The sequence below is a fragment of the Streptomyces sp. NBC_00876 genome (assembly GCF_045207435.1).
GTDB lineage: Bacteria > Actinomycetota > Actinomycetes > Streptomycetales > Streptomycetaceae > Streptomyces.
Window position 1 is genome coordinate 41,458 of record NZ_CP108801.1, and the last position, 18,347, is coordinate 59,804.

Sequence of the window (18,347 nt, forward strand, 5' to 3'; positions counted from 1 at the left end):
GCTGCCTCGGTCAGCAGGCGGACAGCGCCGCCATGATGGCGGTCGCGCGTCCGGATCCCGGCCGGGTCAGGGCGGGGTCGGTGCCGGGTGTCGCCGCCTCCGGGGCCGGCTCGGTCGTCGCGCTGCCGGTTGTCGTGGTGTGCTTCATGTCCCGCTCCCCGTCCGCGTGGGTGTGTTGGTCGCCACGAGGATGGACCCGGCCGGTCCAGAAACCGTCGAGGGCTGCTGGATCTGGGAGAGAGCGTCGGCGAGGATCCGCCAGATCTCCGCCGCCAGGTCGATGTTGGCGTCCCTCTGTGCCTGCTGTGCCAGCTCCCGCAGCCCCCGCACTCCGCTCTCGTCGCCGTTGAGCACCCGCAGCTGGTTGCGCAGGATGTCCAGGCGTATGCGGTCGCGGTAGGTCATCATCGGCTCTTCCGCCGCCAGCTCGCCCAGCAGGGTGCGGGCCTCGTCGTAACGTCCCGTCAGGAACGCGAGGTCCGCCTTGAGGGCCGCCAGCTCCTGGCGCATTCCGGGCGTACCGACGAAGGCGAGTGCCTGCTCGGCGGCCGTGACGCACTTCTGGGCGGCCTCGGGCTCTGCCGGAACCTTCTGCAGGTGGAGCCGGCCCGCGGCGAGGCGCAGTCGCAGCCACAGGACGAGGTCGTCGTTGCCGGCGAACCGCTCCAGTGCCTGGCCGAGGTACTCCTGCGCCCCCTCGTAGTCGCCCTGGCGCATCCGTACGGCGGCCGCGGTCCACATGGCCTCCGCCCACAGGGCGTCGCTGCGGCCCTCGACCAGTGCGATGAGTTCGTCGGCGTACGCCCTGGCGTCCGGGATGCGGCCCGCCTCCGCCCGCACCGACACCAGGGCGAGCAGTACGCCCGCGTGGTCGTCGACGCCCACCCCGGCCTCCCGGGCGATGCGGTCCGCCTCCACGGCGGCGTCCGCGGCGTCGTTGATCTCGCCGAGCGAGCGCAGACAGCGGGCGAGGCGGGTGAGCCCGCGCACCTGTAGCTCCGCGAGCGCGACGTCGTCGCCCAGCCGCACCAGCCGCTCCAGGTGTTCGCGCTCACCGGCGTGGTCGCCCTGCACCCTGCGGTGCTGGGCCAGCAGCCACAGTGCCTGCCAGCGCAGCACCGGGACCTCGTGGCCCTCCGCCGACAGTGCTTCGTGCAGCGTCTGCAACGCGTCGTCGGAACCGGTGGAGGCGGCCAGGGTCAGGGCGTGGGCGAGTGAGCCGCCTGCGGGGTCCTCGAAGTCGGCGGGCTCGAGGCCCAGGCGCTGCGCGAGGTAGCCGACGGCCCGGTCGGTGGGCTGGCGGGCGCCCGACTCCAGGCGGGAGAGGTAGCCCGTGGACATGCCTTCGCCGGCGAGCGCGGTCTGCGAGTAGCCCTGCGCCATGCGCAGTTTCTTCAGGCGGCGTCCGAACGCGGGTTGTTGCAGCATGTGACCATTCCCCTGGAGTTGACGCGCTGCCGAACAGCCGCAAGCGGGTCGAGCGGGCACCCTGGACGCGATCGAGCGTAGGGCCCGGGCAACGGGCCGGGCAAAGCTTTGCCTGCCTATGTGCCCCTGATCTCGTGCGGATCTCTTGCGGTTCTCGTTCGGCCCTTGAGTGCGTCCGCGGACAGGTGTGTGCCGTGGGGCTGTGCCGTGGGGACCGTGGAGGACGGCTCGGCGCAGCTCAGCTCGTGGTGCGCAGCCCTGTCTCGAAGGCGTAGATCGCCGCGTGGACGCGATTGCGCAGCCGCAGCTTGTGCAGCATGTTCTGCACGTGCGTCTTGACGGTGTGTTCGGAGAGGGTGAGGGAGCGGGCGATCTCGGCGTTGGACAGCCCCCGGGCGAGGAGTTCGAGCACCTGGCCCTCGCGTTCGGTCAGTTCGTCGGGGCTGACGCTGGACAGCCGCGGTCCGGGCGGCGGCAGTGCGCCCCCGCCGACGAGGGTGTAGCCGGCCGCGGCCAGTACCACCGCGGAGGTGAGCTCGCCCGCGGTCGCCGTGCCGGGCAGGTGTCCGTGTGCGGGGGCTCCCCCGGGGACGTCGCCGACGGTGAGCATCCTGATGCCGTCCGGCGCCTCCTGTTCGCACATCAGGGGCAGCCGCTCATCGGCCGGGAGGGCGCCGTGCACGACGAGGACCCTGGGGCGTGACGACCGCAGTGCGTGGGCCAGTTGGGGGCCGGGCGCGCTCTCGCCGGTGATACGGATGGCGGGGTGGCCCGTCAGCAGGGTCCGCAGGCCGACGCGGGCCAGCGGGTCGGCGCCCACGACATGGACCCGGACCGGGCGCGGCGCCCCGGCGCCGGGTGCGGTGTCCGCTTCGACGATCTGCTGAAGGGCGGGCCGCCCGGGCAGAACGCGCAGGGTGGCGTGCTGTTCCTCCATCGCTGCCTCCTCACGCTCGGCAGCGTCACGGTAGTGCGCCCGCCCGCCGACGCCCGGTGCGCTCGAGCGGTCCGCGACCGTTCCCCGAGCCGGTCTCGTACGACAGGGGCCGCGCTGTCGCACGAACCGCTCGGGGCTCGTACGAGAAACGCTTGAGTACCGCTCGACGGGTCCTGGAGGCGTACTTGTGAAGTACACCGATGGACGGCATGCGGATGCTTGAATGAGCGTGATCCGTACGGTAATCGACCCAGGGAGCGAACTCCGCCATGCGGAAGTCGTATTACGCAGCACACGTCTACATGATCGTGGGAGTAATCTCGGGGCTCTTCTACCGGGAGTTCACCAAGATCAAGGACTTCACCGGCGAGACCCAACTGGCTCTCATGCACACCCACTTGCTGGCGCTGGGCATGATCGTCTTTCTGATCGTCCTCGTGCTGGACAAGGTCTTCCAGTTGTCGGGCTCGAAACTGTTCACGGCCTTCTTCTGGTTCTACAACATCGGCATCGTCATCTCCACCGCGATGATGGGCGTCCACGGCATCCTGACCGTGCTCGGCCGCGACGAGGACAACATCAACGTGTCCGTGCCGCTGACCGCGGGGCTCGGCCACATCCTGCTGACCGTCGGGCTCATCCTGCTCTTCATCCTGCTCGGCAAGCGGGTCAACGAGCACGTCAAGGCGTCGGACGCATCGAGCGAGCCTGCCGAGACCACCACGGTCTGACCGCCTGACAGCCCTGACAGCCTGAAAACCTGGATGCCCGAGCGAACCCGTAGCGGCCGTCGATCGGACGGTCGCTCAGGGGTCGGTCGGTCAGGGGCAGTCGGTCAGGGGTGGTTCGTCAAGGTGGTTCGTCAGGCGAGGTCGCTCAGGAACGGCCGCTCAGGCCGGCTGGGCCGCGGGCTCGGTCAGGGCGTCGGTGAGCATGAGCAGGCGCTCGTCGGTCCCGTCCACGGTGAGCCGGCCGCCGCCGGCGAGCGTGACGAGGCCGTGCCAGGCGCTCCACACCACTTCCGCCAGCACCCGGGGGTCGCGGTCCTCGGCGACCGGCTCCACCACCTGCTGGATCTGCGCCAGCACGCCGAGCAGGGGCTGCGGTTCGCGCTCGTCGCTCCGCTCCTCGCCCGTGTCGATGACCAGCATCGCCTGGTAGAGGGCGGGCCACCGGGCGGCGAAGCCGGCGTAGGCGCGGGCGACCGCGTGCAGTGCGTCGCGCGGATTCCCGGTCTCCGGGCAGGCCGCGCGCAACACCGCGGTGAGCTCGCCGAACCCCTCGGTCGCCACCGCGTGCACGATGGCGTCCTTGTTCTTGAAGTGCTGGTAGAGCACGGGCTGGCTGTACTCGATACGGTCCGCGAGGCGTCGCGTGGTGACGTTGTCCCAGCCCTCCTCCTCGGCCATCTCGCGCGCGGTGGCGAGGATCAGCTGATGGCGGTTGGCCTGCTCACGAAGGCGGCGCTCTCGAGCGGTCATGCTGCCGATACTAGCATTTCAGCGAAACTCTAGCTAGCACTGATAGGGTTTCTGCTCCCGAAAGATGTAGGGTGCGGCCGTCTTCTGTGCAGCCGCGTTCGAGCGACCTTCGAGCCAGGGTCGCCACGATCGCGGCAAGACCGCCACAGAAGGGCCACCTCATGCTGACCCCGATTCCCTCGGAGGCGCTGCTCGACCTGGCCGCGGACGTGATGGACCTCGACGCCCGCACCCTGGCGCCCCGGGCCGCCGGTTCCCCCTTCATCACCCTGGGCGGGACCTACGACCGGGCGATGCGCCTGCGGCTGCGCGCCGGCGAAGGGCTGGGGCTCGGCGTGGAGCTGCACCGGCTGATGGGTCCCGCGCCGCTCGCGGACGTGCTCGACCTGGCCGTACCGGTAACGGCCCCTTCCCCGGATCTCCCGCACAGACCCGCCTGGCGGCCCCTGCTGCCGGGCCAGTTGACCGCCCTCGCCGCCGAACAGCACTCCGGCGCCCACGCCGTGCACCACGTGCTCAGTGCCGAGCTGACCGGGCCCCTCGACGTACCCGCGCTGCGGGCGGCGATCGAGGCACTCTGCGCCCGGCACGAGGCGCTGCGCACCGCGTTCGCCCCGTTCGGGCAGGGGCTGGCACGCCGCGTCCTGGACCGGCACCCCGCCCCGCTCGTCACCCTGCGCCACCTGCCGCCGGGCGCCGGGCCCGAACCGGTGGCGGCGGCGCACGCACGGGTGGCGGCGGACCTGCGGCGGCTGGCCGGGCAACCGGGCAGCCCGCCCCTGTCGTTCGTCCTGGCCGGGCTGGGCACCGGCCGGCATCTGCTGTCGTTCGTCCACCACGAAGCGGTGGCCGACGGCTGGTCCGCCGCCCTCGTCTGGCAGGAACTCCTGGCCGGCTACCACCGCGCGGTGCACGGTCTCGCGCCGGACCGCACGGCCGCCCCCGCCCCGGACGCCGTGCTGCCGGAAGGGGCTTCGCACCACGCTCCGGCCGGAGACCTGTCGCCGGAGACCGGCCGGCTCGGCACCCCCCGCTTCCGGACCGAGCGGCTGCGGTTCGCCCTCGACGAGGCGCTGCGTGACGCGGTGGACCGGGTGGCCCGGCGGGCGGGCGTACCGCACGGCGGTGTCCTGCTCGCCGCCTGGGCCCTGGCGCTGGGCCGGGACTCCGGCGCCGATGCGGTGCCGGTGGACGTCGAACTGCCCCGCCATCCGGCCGCGGCGGCGCTGCGTGCCGTGGCGCCGTGCGCCGCGACCGTCCCGGTCGGCTGTGAGCTGGAGGGCACCACCGACTATTTCCTGCGCGGCGTGGCCTGCGCCTTCGGCGAGGCGCTCGCCGGCGCGGAGGGGCGAGGAGCCGCACATGCCCTCGCCCCGCCCGCACCGGCCGGGGTGATGTTCGCGGCCCGCGACGAATGGCTCCCCGCGCACGCAGGGTGCGGCGCCCTGACCGTGCGCTTCCACCACGGCCATCTGGGAGCCGGCCCGGCGCAGGCGGCGCTGACCGTACTGCGCTGGCGCGAGGACCCGTTGCTGTGCCTCGACTTCGCGCCTTCCGTGATCGAGCGCTCCGCGGCCGTACGTCTGGTGGCCGAGGTGCAGCAGATGCTGCGGGCCCTGGTGCTCGCACGCCCCTGGGCCCCGGTCGACGATCTGCTGCCGCACTCCGGTGCACACGGCACCGTCCCGTTCACAGCGGCCGGAACGGTGCCGCTTCCCCTGTGCTGAGGGTTGCCCGGTGCGCGCGGCGGGGGATTCAGCGCGCACACCGGAGTCATGGGGCCCGGCGGCCGGACGGCCGCCGGGCGGTGGGAGCGTCAGCCGGTGAACTCCCCGAGCCGCTTCACGGTCTCGGCCGGGAGGGGCATCGACTCGATCTCCGTGGCGACCTTGCGGGCGCCCCGGCGGGCGTCGTCGGAGGCCAGCAGCGCGCGGGCCGCTTCGGTGATCGCCTCGGCGGACAGGTCCGGGGCGAAGACCACGTCACCGGCGCCCGCGTCGCGCACGGCGCGGCCGTTGGCCGGACCGTCCGCGCCCTGCGGCAGCACCAGTTGCGGCAGCCCGGCCGCCAGCGTGGCGAGCGTGGTGCCGGCGCCGCCGTGCTGAACGACCAGCGACGCGTGCTCGAGTGCCTTCGCCTGGGCCACCCACGGCACGGCCACCACCCGGTCGGGCAGCTCGCCGAGCTCCTCGACGGGCACCACGGGACCGGCCGCGACGAGCAGCGGAACGTCCAGCGGCAACAGGCCCTCGACGACCGTGCGCAGCACCTCGGCCGAGCCGAGTGCGGTGCCCAGGGTGACGTACACGAACGGCTCGGAGCTGTCCCGGAAGCGCTCGGGCAGTTCGCCCGCCTCGGCGTAGGCGACGGAGCGCTGCTCGATGCGCGGCAGCGGGGCGGCCAGGAAGTGCGGGTCCTGGATGGACGGGGGGCAGATGTCGATGTACGTACGGGCCAGGGCCAGCAGCTGGCCGAAGGGCACGTCGACGCCCAGGTCGGCGGCGGTGGCGAGCAGCTTCTCCTGGATGGCCAGGTCCTCGGGGCCCTGGGCCATCAGGCCGACGCCGTGCGCAATGGCGGGCACGCCCGCGAGCCGCGCGGCGAAGGAGGCGCCCGGGTTCAGCGCCTCGTAGATCACCAGGTCGGGGCGCAGCCGCTCCAGCTGGGGTGCCAGGTCGGCGGCGACCCAGCGGGGCAGCACCGAGCCGAACACCTCGATGTGCAGGGCCGCCAGGACCTCCGGCGGTACGTCCTGCGCGCCGAGGTCGCCGCCTTCGTGCCCCTGGGCACGTACGGCTTCCATGAACGCCTCGGGGACGGACCGTCCGGCCTTGACCGGATCGAGGCCGGCCCGCACCAGGGCGGGATGCAGCTGCTCACCCGTGGCGAAGGAGACCTCGTGGCCCGCCGCCCGGGCGGCCGTCGCCAAGGGGATGAGGGGATAGACGTGGCCGAAGTTTCCGGCGCCGGCAAAGAGGATTCTCATGACGCCCCAGCGTAAGGATCCCGACCCTCCCTGTCTAGTGACGCTAGGAAATTTGTCAGTGATAACTTCCCTTGCATGAAAGGGCCTCGGTCCGCATCCGGACTCCAGCGATCCTGTGGGAGCTGTCCAGGCACTCTCCAGTGACAGCCCATCGCGCTGGCCCATCGTCGTGCTGCGGCCGCCTGCCCTGGGCTCGCGGGAAAAGCCGAAGGAGTTCCCTGATGACCATCACCCAGGCAGCGCCCCCGGGCGTCGCCACGAGTCCGGCGGGACGGTTCACGCTGTCCGCCCAGGCTCTCGACAGCGCGGTGACACCCAACCCGGTGTTCCGCGAATGGTTCGCCGCGCAGCGCCGCACCAACCGCTACGACGTGCGGCAGATCCCGTTCGCCGACCTCGTCGGCTGGCACTTCGAGGACTCCACCGGAAACCTGGTGCACGACAGCGGCCAGTTCTTCTCCGTGGAGGGCATCTCCCTGCGCACGGAGTGGGAGGGCCACGACCATGCCTGGTCGCAGCCGATCATCAACCAGCCGGAGATCGGCATCCTGGGCATCGTCGTCAAGGAGTTCGACGGCGTTCTGCACTGCCTGATGCAGGCCAAGATGGAACCCGGCAACGTCGACACGGTCCAGCTGTCCCCGACCGTGCAGGCGACGCGCAGCAACTTCACCGGCGTGCACAAGGGCGCCGCCGTGCGCTACATCGACTACTTCGCCCCGCCGCGCGCCTGCTCCCGGGTGATGTACGACTCGCTCCAGTCGGAACAGGGCTCCTGGTTCCTGCGCAAGCGCAACCGCAACATGGTGGTCGAGGCCATCGGCGACGTACCGCCGCACGAGGACTTCGTCTGGCTGACGCTCGGCCAGATCAACCAGCTGCTGTACGAGTCGAACGTCATCAACATGGACGCGCGGACCGTGCTCTCGCTGATCCCCCTGCTCACCGGTGGCGGGCCCCCGCTGCACTCCACCGAGCACGTGCTCAGCCGGCTCACCGAGATCAAGGCCCAGCGGCAGCTGGTGCAGCGCACGGTGCCCCTGTCGCGCGTCGAGCGCTGGCACCGCACCGACACCGAGATCGTCCACGAGACGGCTCACCACTTCACGGTCATCGCCGCGTCGGTGGCGGCCGCCAACCGCGAGGTGAAGAGCTGGACCCAGCCCCTGCTCGCCCCCGCCGAACAGGGCCTCGCCGCGTTCCTGATCCGCCGCATCGGCGGGGTGCCGCATCTGCTGACACACGCGAGGTCCGAGGCGGGCGTGCTCGACGTGGCCGAGCTCGGCCCCACCGTCCAGTGCCAGCCGGGCCGCGCCCTCTCCCTGCCGCGCCACCAGCAGCCGCGCTACCTGGACGTCGTCCTGGCGGCGGATCCCGGCAGCCTGCTGTACGACACCGTGCAGTCCGAGGAGGGCGGGCGGTTCCACCACGCCGGCAACCGCTATGTCCTCATGGAGGTCGGCGACGACTTCCCGGTGGACGTACCCGACGACTTCACCTGGGTGACGGCGGGCCAGCTGTCCGATCTGATGCGGCACAGCAACTACCTGAACGTCGAGGCCAGGACCCTGCTGACGGGTCTGCGCGCGGCCTGGTCACTGGGCGGGGTGTACGCACGGTGAGCGGGACGGACACACGGGCCCTGCGGATCGGGGTCCTCGGCTGCGCGGACATCGCCCGGCGCCGCACGCTGCCCTCGCTCGCGCACCAGCCTCTGATGCGGGTCACGGCGGTGGCCAGCCGCAGGATCGAGCGCGCCCGGGAGTTCACCGCGCAGTTCGGCGGCGCGGCCGTGCAGGACTACGAGCAGCTGCTGCGACGGGACGACGTCGACGCCGTCTACGTACCCCTGCCCCCCGAGCTGCACGCGGAATGGACCCTGCGGGCGCTGGAGGCCGGCAAGCACGTGTGGTGCGAGAAGCCGTTCGCCACCGGCCTCGCGGACGCCGAGAAGGCGGTGGCCCTCGCCCGTGAACGCGGGCTGCTGCTGATGGAGAACTTCATGTTCCTCCACCACTCCCAGCACGCACGGGTGCGGGAACTGGTGGCGGACGGGCTGATCGGCGACGTACAGCAGTTCTCCTCCGAGTTCGGCATCCCGCTCCAGCCGGACCAGGACGGCTCCGGCACGCTCCGGCGGGCCAGCACACTGCCGGAGGTCGCCGCCTATCCGCTGCGCGCGGCGCAGCTGTTCCTAGGTCCCGGATTGCGCGTGGCCGGCGCCCATGTGCGGCCGCCGAGCGCGCACGGGCCGCAGCCCGCGGGCAGTGCGCTGCTCCGCTCGCCCGACGGAGTGGCGGCCCAGCTCTCGTACGGTGTCGAGCACTCCTACCGCAGCGGGTACGAGCTGTGGGGCAGCCGCGGGCGGCTGCGGCTGGAGCGCGCGTTCAGCACACCCGACGAGTACACGCCCGTGCTCAAGGTCGAGCGCGACGGCAGGCTCGAGGAGATCGCGCTCGCCCCTGACCGTCACTTCACCAACACGGCCGGGGTCTTCGCCCGCGCGGTCCTGGAGTCGCAGGACTTCACCCCGCACGCCGATGCGATCCTCGCGCACGCCCGGCTGGTGGACGATGTGGAGCGGGCCGGCGCCTGACGCACGACGGCCCGGCGGGCACGACGGATGACCGTCGTGCCCGCCGGGCCGGCCCGTTGTGCGGTGGGTGTGTCAGGCCCCCTGCATCGCGTAGAAGTCGACACCCAGCTGGTGGAACATGCCGCTCATGTCCAGCTGGTCCCAGTGCTCGGCCAGCAGCCCGTTCTCGACGCGCCATATGTCGATCGACTGGAACGTCAGCGTGCGCCCGGTGGCCTCCACACCGAAGAAGGTGCCCTGGTGGGTGCCCGTGTACTCGAAGCGTCCGGAGATCCGGTCGCCGTCCGAGATCAGGTCGTGGACGACGATGCTGATGTCGGGGAACGCCGCGAAGATCTGCTTCCAGAACTCGGTGTTGGCCTCGATGCCGTCGTCGACCACCGGGTTGTGGTCGATGTGCGCGGGCGCGGTGTGCTCGCTCATCGCGCTGATGTCATGACTGTTGATCATGTCGACGAAGGACTGGATGAGTGCGCGGTGGTCGTCTGCCATGGGGTGCCTTCCTCATGCTCGCCTCAGGGAACCCTCCGAGGATCTGCACCAGTGGTCGAGCGGCCCTGGAGGCATCCTGTGGCGCGGCCGATCCCCCACCTGCGCTCAAGTGTCCGCTTCTAGCCTCGGGTGGCATGAAGGCTCTCGTACTCTCCGGCGGGGCCGGAACCCGCCTGCGCCCCCTCACCCACACATCCGCCAAGCAGTTGGTGCCCGTGGCCAACAAGCCGGTGCTCTTCTACGGCCTGGAGGCGATCGCGGACGCCGGCATCAAGCAGGTCGGCATCATCGTCGGGAGCACGGCCGACGAGATCAGGGAAGCCGTCGGCGACGGCTCCGAGTTCGGCCTCGAGGTGACCTACATCCCGCAGGACGCGCCCCTGGGCCTCGCCCACGCCGTACTGATCGCCCAGGACTTCCTCGGCGACGACGACTTCGTGATGTACCTCGGTGACAACTTCATCGTGGGCGGCATCACCGACCTCGTCGACGGCTTCCGCAGCGAGCGTCCGGACGCGCAGATCCTGCTCACCCGGGTCTCCGACCCCAAGGCGTTCGGCGTGGCCGAGCTCGGCCCCGACGGACGGGTCACCGGCCTCGAGGAGAAGCCGAAGGTGCCCAAGAGCGACCTCGCCCTGGTCGGCGTCTACCTGTTCACCCCCGCCGTCCACGAAGCCGTACGTTCCATCGAACCGTCCTGGCGCGGGGAGCTGGAGATCACCCACGCCCTCCAGTGGCTGATCGACAACGGCCGCGACGTACGGTCCACGACGATCTCCGGCTACTGGAAGGACACCGGCAACGTCACCGACATGCTGGAGGTCAACCGGTCCGTCCTGGAGACCTCCGAGCAGCGCATCGAGGGTGACGTCGACGCGGACAGCGAGATCATCGGGCGGGTGCAGATCGAGGCGGGCGCCACGGTCACCGGCTCCCGCATCGTGGGTCCCGCGGTGATCGGCGCCGGCACCGTGATCACCTCCTCCTACGTCGGCCCGTTCACGTCCGTCTCGCGCAACTGCACCATCAGTGACAGCGAGATCGAGTTCTCCATCGTCCTGGACGACTCCTCGCTGCGCGGGGTCCGCCGGGTGGAGGCGTCGATCATCGGGCGCAGCGTCGAGGTGACTCCCGCCCCGCGGATGCCCGCCGCCCACCGTTTCGTTCTCGGCGACCACAGCAAGGTGCAGATCTCCTCATGACCGACACACGCATCCTCGTCACCGGCGGCGCCGGATTCATCGGATCGCACTACGTCCGTACGCTCCTGGGGCCCGGCGGCCCCGACGACGTACACATCACCGTGCTCGACAAGCTCACGTACGCGGGCAACCCCGCCAACCTCGACCCGGTCCGCACCAGCAGCCGGTTCTCCTTCGTACAAGGCGACATCTGCGACACCCGGCTCGTCGCCGAGCTGGTGGCCTCGCACGACCAGATCGTGCACTTCGCCGCCGAGTCCCACGTGGACCGCTCCATCCAGGGCGCGGCGGAGTTCGTCACCACCAACGTCCTGGGCACCCAGACGCTCCTCCACGCGGCGCTGCACCGGCCGGGCGGACCGGCCCGGTTCCTGCACGTGTCGACCGACGAGGTCTACGGGTCGATCGACGAGGGTTCCTGGCCGGAGACCGACCCGCTGCGCCCCAACTCCCCCTACGCCGCGTCGAAGGCCTCCTCCGACCTGGTGGCCCTGTCCTACCACCGGACCTTCGGCCTGGACGTGCGGGTCACCCGCTGCTCGAACAACTACGGCCACCACCACTTCCCCGAGAAGGTCATCCCGCTGTTCTTCACCAACCTCCTCGACGGCCACCGGGTGCCGCTGTACGGGCAGGGCCTCAACGTCCGGGACTGGCTGCACATCGACGACCATGTGCAGGGCCTGGAGCTGGTGCGTACCGGCGGCCGTCCCGGCGAGGTCTACAACATCGGCGGTGGCACCGAACTCAGCAACAAGGAGCTGACCGAGCTGCTGCTGGAGCTCGCCGGCTCGACCTGGGAGAGCGTCGAGCACGTGGCCGACCGGCTCGGGCACGATCTGCGCTACTCGGTGGACTGCGGCAAGATCTCGTCCGAACTGGGCTACCGGCCGCGCAAGGACTTCACCCAGGGACTGCGCGAGACGTTCGCCTGGTACCGGGACAACCGCGACTGGTGGGAGCCGCTGAAGCAGAAGGCGGCCCTGTGACCCGTTGGCTGATCACGGGAGCGCGCGGTCTGCTCGGCCGGGAGCTGCTGCCCGCCCTCGAACGGGCGGGGCAGCCGTACGTCGCGCTCGGCCACGAGGAACTGGACGTGGCGGACCCCCGCGCCGTGCGCGCGGCGATGACCGCCCACCGGCCCGGCGTCGTGGTCAACGCGGCCGCGTACACCGATGTCGACGGCGCGGAGTCCGAACCGGCACGGGCGCTGCGCGTCAACGGTGACGGGCCGCGCCGGCTGGCCGGTGCCTGCGGCGACTTCGGGTCGCTGCTGGTGCAGGTGTCCACGGACTACGTGTTCCCGGGCGAGGCCCGCACGCCCTACCCCGAGGACGCCCGCCCCGAGCCGCTGAGCACGTACGGCCGTACGAAGCTGGAGGGCGAGCGCGCGGTGCTCCAGCTGCTGCCGTGGACGGGGTACGTGGTGCGCACGGCCTGGCTGTACGGCAGCGGCGGCAACGGCTTCGTCGGCACGCTGATCCGGCTGGAGCGCGAGCGGGAGTACGTCGACGTCGCGGACGGCCAGTGCGGACAGCCCACCTGGAGCGCGGACGCCGCGGGCCAGATCGTGGCGCTCGGCCGGGCCGCCCTGCACGGCACGGCGGATCCGGGCATCTACCACGCGACGAGCGGCGGTGGGTGCACCCGGGTGGAGCTGGCCCGCGAGGTGTTCCGGCTGCTGGGCGCGGACCCGGCCCGCATCCGCCCGGTGCCCGGCGCGTTCTTCGCCACGCCCGCGCGGCGGCCGCCGTACAGCGTCCTGGGCCACGACCGGTGGAACGCGACGGGTGTCGGGGCGATCCGGGACTGGCGCGAGGCGCTGCGGGAGGCGTTTCCCGCGGTGCGCGGGGTGGCGGGGCCGCTGTCGGTGGCGTTGCCAGTGCCGGCGTCCGTTGCGGCGTCCGTGCCGGCGTCCGTGGCGGCGTCGGCCTCGCATCAGTGAGTAGGGCGGCCGTTCACAGAAGCGGCGGGCGGCCGAGGCGGGTCATGCGCCACACCGTGCGCCACTTCATCGGCCGGCGCGGCCCGCACGGCTTCCGCACGCCCTCGGCGAAGCCGCCCCACCACGCCTTGACGCCGGCCAGGGACCGGATGCGGGCCATCGTGAGGACGATCCACACGCCGAGATAGAGCGGGATCAGGGGCACCGGGAGCCGACGGCGCGCGAGCCACACCCGGTTGCGGGCCGTGAACCGGTAGTGGCCCGCATGCCGGGCCGGGGACGTCCTGGGGTGCTGGAGGACGAGTCCGGGTTCGTAAAGGATCTTCCACCCCGCATCGAGCGCCCGCCAGGCCAGGTCGGATTCCTCGTGCCCGAAGAAGAACTCCGCGGGCCACAGGCCGATCTCGCCGAGCATGGGCATCGAGAAGGCGTGCCCGCCGCCGAGGAACGCCGTCACCGGGCCACCACGCATCGGATCGCCGGCCCGCAGCCGGGGCACCCAACGCCGCTCCGTGCGTCCCTGCTCATCGGCGACCCGGAACCCGACGATACCCAGCTCAGGGTCCGTGGCGAACAGCTGCTGGACGGTGCGGAACACATCCGCGTCGATGAGCAGACCGTCGTCATCGAGCTCGATGACGACGTCGGCCTCGCCGGACTCAAGCAGCCTGCCCAGGCCGACATTGCGGCCTCCCGGACAGCCGAGGTTCTCCTGAAGCGGGACCTTGGTCACGTTGCCCGCGACGTCCACGTCGGTGAGGGGCGTCGCGTTGCCGACCAGCATCACTCTCGCCGCGGGCACATCCTGCTTCTCCACCGAGGCGAGCAGGGCCTCCAGCTCGCGCGGGCGCGTGCCCATCGTCACGATGACGACTCCGATGCGGGGCAATGACATGGCGGCGTACTCCAGTGGTCGACGAGGTGCCGCCGATGATAGGTCCCCGTCCGGCCCGGCCCGGCCCCGACGGACGGTCAGGCCCGCGTATTCGGCATCAGAGCTCAAGGCCCCTACGCCCTCTGTGCGGGGGACAACGCTGAACTCCTTCAACAGAGCCACAGTCGGGATCGTCAGTGCAGATCCAGATGTCAGCCAATTCCAACTGCCCGTCCAGTATGGTGAGTCAACATTCCACGAGGGGCGTAATGCCTGCGCATTGCTCGACACCTCCCACCGCGTTCACCGCTTCCCCTCGGAGGTCAACGTCGAACTTCAAGAGAAATCCCTTACGGGTGCACACGGGAACCCCCCGCTGGACATTCATCAGGGAGCAGCGTCGGCACCGGCCGCATTGTTCACACCATCGACCGGGCTGGGAAAACTCCTCGCAACACTGACCCCCGCAGCACTTTCCCTGGGCCTGGGACTGTGGGGGCTGGACCGAAACAACTCCATGTGGCGGGACGAATCCGCCACATACCAGGTGTCACATCGCAGCCTTTCGGAAATCTATGACCTCACGAATCACGCCGATGCGGTTCACGGCGTGTACTACGCCTTCATGCATGAGCTGTTCAAGTTCTGGGACGGCGGACTCTTCGCTTTACGGCTCCCCTCCGTATGGGCCATCTCCCTATCGGCCGGCCTGATCGGTCTCATCGGATACCGAATCGCAGGAACGCGCGTCGGACTTCTCTCGGGACTGGCATTCGCCATCAGCCCGGCGGTCCAGATGTACGCACAGGAAGGGCGCTCCTACGCGATGGTGTGCGCCCTGGTGGCGCTGGCCACGTACCTCCTTGTACGCCTGATCGACAATTCATCGAAGATGCTCTGGGCGGCGTACACGCTGTCCGCGCTGGCCGCGACCTGGCTTCACGAATTTGCCGCTCTCGCCCTCGTGGCACACGGCATCACCGTGATTACCCTGCCACGCAATTCTGGTGTACGTAAATACTGGTGGATGTCCGTGGGATTCACCCTGCTCTGCCTGCTGCCGCTCGCTCTCTTCAGCGCGGGCCAGTCAGGCCAGGTGTCCTGGATCGGCAACCCGAAGATCCTGGACTGGCTGCAGATCTCCGGGCTCGCCGTCCTGGCGTACCTGTGTTTCAGGTTCCGGCCCCAGGCATGGGGGCATCGCGTACTGAATCAGTTGGCAATCCCCTTGGCCATCGCGCCTACCGCATGTCTGCTGGTGGGCTCACTTATCCAGAAGATGTACGTGGAAAGGTATGTGCTGTACTCCACGATCGGTGCATCTCTCCTGATCGGGATGGCACTCGACCGCGGATTCAAGCACGCAAGGTCACTCCACCAGGAGAGCCGTCGCAGAATTTACGCGGCCGGCATCACCACTGCATCACTGGCTGTCGTCGCGGCCCTGATCCCCGTAACTCTTGAACTGCGCACTCCATCGAGCCGGAAGGATGACGTCACCGCAATTGCCGAGACCGTCCAGAAGGTCTCCCGGCGAGGGGATTCCGTAATCTTCGCACCATCACGTCGCCGAGAGTGGAAACTTTCCTACCCGAACCGGTTCGACGGCCTGAAGGACCTGGCGCTGGCGCAAGATCCTGCGACGTCCGGAACCCTCGAAGGTGTCGAAATCTCCGCATCCCGGATCCGGTCCAGGATGGTCTCGGCCGAACGAATCGTGGTTCTCAGCGATCCGCCAGGCCAACCCGAGGACCCTTTCACGAAGGAGGTTATGAAACGTCAGGTTCTGCGTACGAATTTCACAGAATGCTCGCGAGAGCAAGTACGGGGCGCACAAGTGACTGTCTACGCCAAGCCGGGCATGTGCCTCACGGGAGAGCGTCGAGCCAAGTAGGCGGCATGAGCTCGTCGGCAGCGCTGCCCCAGGTTGGAATCGGGAGAATGCTCCCAACCCTGAGGTCAGCCCATGCCGTTACCCCTTCGAACCCAGTAGCGACCGCGCGCAGCGGTGTCAGAGGCTTCCCTTAGATTCGGTCCCATGAGTTCCTCTCTGAGTGTCTACCTGCTCGACGTGGCCGCCACGCGCGCCCTGGTCGGATCTCACGACCACCAGTTGCTGGAGGTGGTCCGCAACAGCTTCGGGGACGACCTGGCCCGCGACGACGACTATTTCAGCGACGAGATCGGGCAGGGCGCTCCCACGGCGCTCGAGGCGCTGCGCGCTGTCATCGACGGCGGGCCCTTCAGCGAGAACAAGGACCATGCCTTCCAGTACGGCTACGCCTACGACCGGCTGTGCTCGCTCACCGGTTCGTTCCTGAGGAACGACTGCTTCACTCCGCACCGTGGCGACTGGCTCTCGATGGTCGACCAGGGCCTCAAGGCTCTGGGCATCACCGCAGTGTCCGTGGAGACCTTCAGCTACGGCGACCTGCCGGCGCCCCTGCCGTACGCGTACACACCGGGCTCCGGCGAGTGGACGCCCGATCAGATCGCGCAGGCGCTGGAGCAGTTCGAGGCCACGAAGGCCGCGGTCGACGCATCGGGCCAGGCACCGCCGCTGGAGCCGGAAGTCATCGATGCGGTCATGCAGTGCGTCGGCTGGATGCGGCTCGCGGCGGAGCGGCCGGGGTTCGGTGTCATCGGATTCCGTTCCTGACGGGCCGGATGTCCTGACGTCCCGGATCTTCCGGACGGGGTGGCCGGATGGCCGCCCCGTCCCGTCCCACGCCGTGGCCCGCTTCCGGAACTGATGCCCCCTCAGCGGTCGGCCGCCGCCAACCCAAGGGTTGCATCCAAGGGTTACGCATGCGCCCTCTGGGCGAAGTCAGCCGGACACCCATTCACTCTCGAGCATCGAGTGCACCACCGAGTCGCGCCAGGCACCGGCCTTCTCGATGTGCTGCCGGATGACACCCTCCTCGACCATCCCCGCCCTGGCCATGGTCCGCGCCGACGCCTCGTTGAGGGGCGACCGCGCGCCCCACATGCGGTGCAGGTGCAGTTCCTCGAATCCGAGTCCGAGCAACAGACGTACGGACTCGACTCCGTACCCTTCACCCCGGGTGCCGGAGTGGAGGGCGAAGCCGAAGGTGGCTCCGCGGGGCTGGTGAGGATCGGTGGCGATGCGGCCGAACCCGATCAGGCGGCTGCTCCCGCGCTCGACGACGGCGAGTGCGTACTCACTGCGGGGCGACGCGCTCGCCGAGGCCATGGACCGTTCGACGATCTGGCCGACCTGATCCCTTGTACGAGGCTCGAATGACAGGTGCTCAGTGGTCCACGGGTCTCCGTAGATCCCGAGCAGGTCGTCCACGTCGTCAACGGTGAGCTCGCGAAGTCCGAGGCGCCGACTGCAACGGCTGACCGGGTACATGCGGGCAACCGTATCCCGGTCCGGCGGGCGTGGCCCCTGCCGCGGATGATGTGTGGCCCGCGAGTTCTGGGCCGCGACCGTCAGGCGATGTGTTCGCGGTCGTAGGCGGCCTGGGCGGCGGCGACCGTGCTGCCGTGTCGCTTGGCCCAGTCGGTGAGCCCGAGCAGCGACTTGTGGAGCTCTTGGGCCATTTCCGTCAGCGTGTACTCGACCTTGGGCGGAACGACCGGATGGACGGTGCGTACGAGCAGGCCGTCCCGCTCCAGCTTGCGCAAGTTGAGCGTGAGCATGCGCCTGCTGATCCCTCTGATCGAACGTTCCAGCTCCGTGAACCGGACCGGACCCTGCGCTGCGGCTACCAGGATGCCGATGCTCCACTTCCCGGAGACATGATCGAGGACCTCCGAGACCGGGCACGCCTCGCTGGCCAGGGCTGACACATCGATGTGACTCCGGGACATGAAAGTGCCTTCTTCCGCCGGGCCCGACCGTTACCAATCATGTACTCCGTATCAAATCGTGCACCAACCCGGAAGGCGGCTCGATGCTCCAGGAACTCACAGACCGCGCGGCGATCGTGGATGCCGTCGTTGCGTACGCGACGGCCCTGGACACCAGGGACTGGGAGACGCTGGGCGCACTGTTCACTGACGACGCCTGCTGGGAGTACAGCGGTTCGGGGGAACGGATCTGCGGGCCTGACGCGATCGTTGCCAGGATCAGCACCGGCTTGGAGCGAATGGACGCCACCCATCACCTGAACGGCAACCATGTCGCCGCAGTGCACGGTGACGAGGCCGAGCACACGTGCTACTACCAGGCCCAGCATGTCCGCCATGGCCTGCCCGATGGCGAGAAGTTCCTCGGCGCGGGCCGCTACGACGACCGGCTGCGCCGCACCCCGGACGGCTGGCGCTTCACACACCGCAGGATCACCAACATCTGGAGCGAGGGAAACCCCACCGTGATCACGTCCTGACGTCAGACCATGACCGAGTGGCCGGCCTCGCAGGCCTGGCTCGTGGACACG

General features: G+C 69.9%; 19 protein-coding genes. 10 read left to right on the forward strand and 9 right to left on the reverse strand.

What is annotated here, in order from left to right:
• Positions 1-10: 10 nt before the first annotated feature.
• From OG782_RS37280 to OG782_RS37290, 3 genes are all read right to left on the reverse strand, one after another.
• Positions 11-148: a hypothetical protein gene (locus OG782_RS37280; protein WP_331742185.1), complete on the reverse strand. Its 138-nt coding sequence runs from the start codon at positions 146-148 to the stop codon at positions 11-13.
• The gene (locus tag OG782_RS37285) at positions 145-1,428 is read right to left on the reverse strand and encodes a helix-turn-helix domain-containing protein (RefSeq protein WP_331742188.1); all 1,284 of its coding nucleotides are present in this window, start codon (positions 1,426-1,428) and stop codon (positions 145-147) included. Before OG782_RS37285 ends, OG782_RS37280 begins: the two co-directional genes overlap by 4 nt.
• A gap of 238 nt (positions 1,429-1,666) precedes the next feature.
• Positions 1,667-2,365 (reverse strand): response regulator transcription factor, encoded by a 699-nt coding sequence (locus OG782_RS37290; RefSeq protein WP_331742191.1) that lies wholly within the window; start codon positions 2,363-2,365, stop codon positions 1,667-1,669.
• Positions 2,366-2,634: 269 nt separating this feature from the next.
• On the opposite strand from OG782_RS37290, the gene OG782_RS37295 reads away from it, so the two are divergent.
• A complete protein-coding gene (locus tag OG782_RS37295; protein ID WP_331742194.1) occupies positions 2,635-3,096 on the forward strand; it encodes a DUF2871 domain-containing protein in 462 nt (153 codons plus the stop codon).
• A 159-nt stretch (positions 3,097-3,255) separates the two neighbouring features.
• Here OG782_RS37295 and OG782_RS37300 read toward each other — a convergent pair whose 3' ends face one another.
• Positions 3,256-3,846 (reverse strand): TetR/AcrR family transcriptional regulator, encoded by a 591-nt coding sequence (locus tag OG782_RS37300; protein WP_331742197.1) that lies wholly within the window; start codon positions 3,844-3,846, stop codon positions 3,256-3,258.
• A 161-nt stretch (positions 3,847-4,007) separates the two neighbouring features.
• Here OG782_RS37300 and OG782_RS37305 point away from each other — a divergent pair, with 161 nt between their 5' ends.
• The gene (locus tag OG782_RS37305) at positions 4,008-5,573 is read left to right on the forward strand and encodes a condensation domain-containing protein (protein ID WP_331742200.1); all 1,566 of its coding nucleotides are present in this window, start codon (positions 4,008-4,010) and stop codon (positions 5,571-5,573) included.
• Between the two features lie 89 nt (positions 5,574-5,662).
• Here the strand turns inward: OG782_RS37305 and OG782_RS37310 are convergent, their stop codons facing one another.
• The gene (locus tag OG782_RS37310) at positions 5,663-6,832 is read right to left on the reverse strand and encodes a glycosyltransferase (RefSeq protein WP_331742203.1); all 1,170 of its coding nucleotides are present in this window, start codon (positions 6,830-6,832) and stop codon (positions 5,663-5,665) included.
• A gap of 221 nt (positions 6,833-7,053) precedes the next feature.
• Between OG782_RS37310 and OG782_RS37315 the strand changes: the two genes are divergently transcribed.
• Entirely contained in the window at positions 7,054-8,454 is a 1,401-nt protein-coding gene (locus OG782_RS37315) for an NDP-hexose 2,3-dehydratase family protein (protein ID WP_331742205.1), read from the forward strand.
• The gene (locus tag OG782_RS37320) at positions 8,451-9,428 is read left to right on the forward strand and encodes a Gfo/Idh/MocA family oxidoreductase (protein ID WP_331742208.1); all 978 of its coding nucleotides are present in this window, start codon (positions 8,451-8,453) and stop codon (positions 9,426-9,428) included. Before OG782_RS37315 ends, OG782_RS37320 begins: the two co-directional genes overlap by 4 nt.
• Before the next feature lie 72 nt (positions 9,429-9,500).
• Here OG782_RS37320 and OG782_RS37325 read toward each other — a convergent pair whose 3' ends face one another.
• Positions 9,501-9,920 carry an ester cyclase gene (locus OG782_RS37325; RefSeq protein WP_331742211.1) on the reverse strand — a complete coding sequence of 140 codons (420 nt, stop codon included), beginning with the start codon at positions 9,918-9,920 and terminating at the stop codon, positions 9,501-9,503.
• A gap of 134 nt (positions 9,921-10,054) precedes the next feature.
• On the opposite strand from OG782_RS37325, the gene OG782_RS37330 reads away from it, so the two are divergent.
• From OG782_RS37330 to rfbD, 3 genes are read left to right on the forward strand one after another with little or no spacing between them, the layout of a single operon-like run.
• Positions 10,055-11,122, forward strand: a complete 1,068-nt coding sequence (locus OG782_RS37330; protein WP_331742214.1) for a glucose-1-phosphate thymidylyltransferase — start codon at positions 10,055-10,057, stop codon at positions 11,120-11,122.
• Positions 11,119-12,111, forward strand: coding sequence for a dTDP-glucose 4,6-dehydratase (gene rfbB / locus OG782_RS37335; protein ID WP_331742217.1), 993 nt, complete (start codon positions 11,119-11,121; stop codon positions 12,109-12,111). The genes OG782_RS37330 and rfbB overlap by 4 nt, the downstream gene beginning before the upstream one ends.
• Positions 12,108-13,067 (forward strand): dTDP-4-dehydrorhamnose reductase, encoded by a 960-nt coding sequence (rfbD, locus tag OG782_RS37340; protein WP_331742220.1) that lies wholly within the window; start codon positions 12,108-12,110, stop codon positions 13,065-13,067. The genes rfbB and rfbD overlap by 4 nt, the downstream gene beginning before the upstream one ends.
• A gap of 13 nt (positions 13,068-13,080) precedes the next feature.
• Here the strand turns inward: rfbD and OG782_RS37345 are convergent, their stop codons facing one another.
• A complete protein-coding gene (locus tag OG782_RS37345) occupies positions 13,081-13,962 on the reverse strand; it encodes a glycosyltransferase (protein ID WP_331742223.1) in 882 nt (293 codons plus the stop codon).
• A gap of 259 nt (positions 13,963-14,221) precedes the next feature.
• Between OG782_RS37345 and OG782_RS37350 the strand changes: the two genes are divergently transcribed.
• Together OG782_RS37350 and OG782_RS37355 are read left to right on the forward strand one after the other, a co-directional pair.
• Entirely contained in the window at positions 14,222-15,835 is a 1,614-nt protein-coding gene (locus OG782_RS37350) for a hypothetical protein (protein WP_406459550.1), read from the forward strand.
• A gap of 144 nt (positions 15,836-15,979) precedes the next feature.
• Positions 15,980-16,600, forward strand: a complete 621-nt coding sequence (locus OG782_RS37355; RefSeq protein WP_331742229.1) for a hypothetical protein — start codon at positions 15,980-15,982, stop codon at positions 16,598-16,600.
• Positions 16,601-16,768: 168 nt separating this feature from the next.
• Here OG782_RS37355 and OG782_RS37360 read toward each other — a convergent pair whose 3' ends face one another.
• Together OG782_RS37360 and OG782_RS37365 are read right to left on the reverse strand one after the other, a co-directional pair.
• Positions 16,769-17,317 carry a GNAT family protein gene (locus OG782_RS37360; protein ID WP_331742232.1) on the reverse strand — a complete coding sequence of 183 codons (549 nt, stop codon included), beginning with the start codon at positions 17,315-17,317 and terminating at the stop codon, positions 16,769-16,771.
• An 80-nt stretch (positions 17,318-17,397) separates the two neighbouring features.
• Positions 17,398-17,778: a helix-turn-helix domain-containing protein gene (locus OG782_RS37365; RefSeq protein ID WP_331742235.1), complete on the reverse strand. Its 381-nt coding sequence runs from the start codon at positions 17,776-17,778 to the stop codon at positions 17,398-17,400.
• 83 nt (positions 17,779-17,861) lie between these two features.
• Here OG782_RS37365 and OG782_RS37370 point away from each other — a divergent pair, with 83 nt between their 5' ends.
• A complete protein-coding gene (locus OG782_RS37370; protein WP_331742238.1) occupies positions 17,862-18,296 on the forward strand; it encodes a nuclear transport factor 2 family protein in 435 nt (144 codons plus the stop codon).
• Positions 18,297-18,347 lie beyond the last annotated feature (51 nt).

Bases quoted from the DNA above. Each gene is read 5' to 3' on its own strand.
- OG782_RS37280 (WP_331742185.1), bottom strand. From the start codon at position 148: ATGAAGCACACCACGACAACCGGCAGCGCGACGACCGAGCCGGCCCCG.
- OG782_RS37285 (WP_331742188.1), bottom strand. From the start codon at position 1,428: ATGCTGCAACAACCCGCGTTCGGACGCCGCCTGAAGAAACTGCGCATG.
- OG782_RS37290 (WP_331742191.1), bottom strand. From the start codon at position 2,365: ATGGAGGAACAGCACGCCACCCTGCGCGTTCTGCCCGGGCGGCCCGCC.
- OG782_RS37295 (WP_331742194.1), top strand. From the start codon at position 2,635: ATGCGGAAGTCGTATTACGCAGCACACGTCTACATGATCGTGGGAGTA.
- OG782_RS37300 (WP_331742197.1), bottom strand. From the start codon at position 3,846: ATGACCGCTCGAGAGCGCCGCCTTCGTGAGCAGGCCAACCGCCATCAG.
- OG782_RS37305 (WP_331742200.1), top strand. From the start codon at position 4,008: ATGCTGACCCCGATTCCCTCGGAGGCGCTGCTCGACCTGGCCGCGGAC.
- OG782_RS37310 (WP_331742203.1), bottom strand. From the start codon at position 6,832: ATGAGAATCCTCTTTGCCGGCGCCGGAAACTTCGGCCACGTCTATCCC.
- OG782_RS37315 (WP_331742205.1), top strand. From the start codon at position 7,054: ATGACCATCACCCAGGCAGCGCCCCCGGGCGTCGCCACGAGTCCGGCG.
- OG782_RS37325 (WP_331742211.1), bottom strand. From the start codon at position 9,920: ATGGCAGACGACCACCGCGCACTCATCCAGTCCTTCGTCGACATGATC.
- OG782_RS37330 (WP_331742214.1), top strand. From the start codon at position 10,055: ATGAAGGCTCTCGTACTCTCCGGCGGGGCCGGAACCCGCCTGCGCCCC.
- rfbB (WP_331742217.1), top strand. From the start codon at position 11,119: ATGACCGACACACGCATCCTCGTCACCGGCGGCGCCGGATTCATCGGA.
- OG782_RS37345 (WP_331742223.1), bottom strand. From the start codon at position 13,962: ATGTCATTGCCCCGCATCGGAGTCGTCATCGTGACGATGGGCACGCGC.
- OG782_RS37355 (WP_331742229.1), top strand. From the start codon at position 15,980: ATGAGTTCCTCTCTGAGTGTCTACCTGCTCGACGTGGCCGCCACGCGC.
- OG782_RS37360 (WP_331742232.1), bottom strand. From the start codon at position 17,317: ATGTACCCGGTCAGCCGTTGCAGTCGGCGCCTCGGACTTCGCGAGCTC.
- OG782_RS37365 (WP_331742235.1), bottom strand. From the start codon at position 17,778: ATGTCCCGGAGTCACATCGATGTGTCAGCCCTGGCCAGCGAGGCGTGC.
- OG782_RS37370 (WP_331742238.1), top strand. From the start codon at position 17,862: ATGCTCCAGGAACTCACAGACCGCGCGGCGATCGTGGATGCCGTCGTT.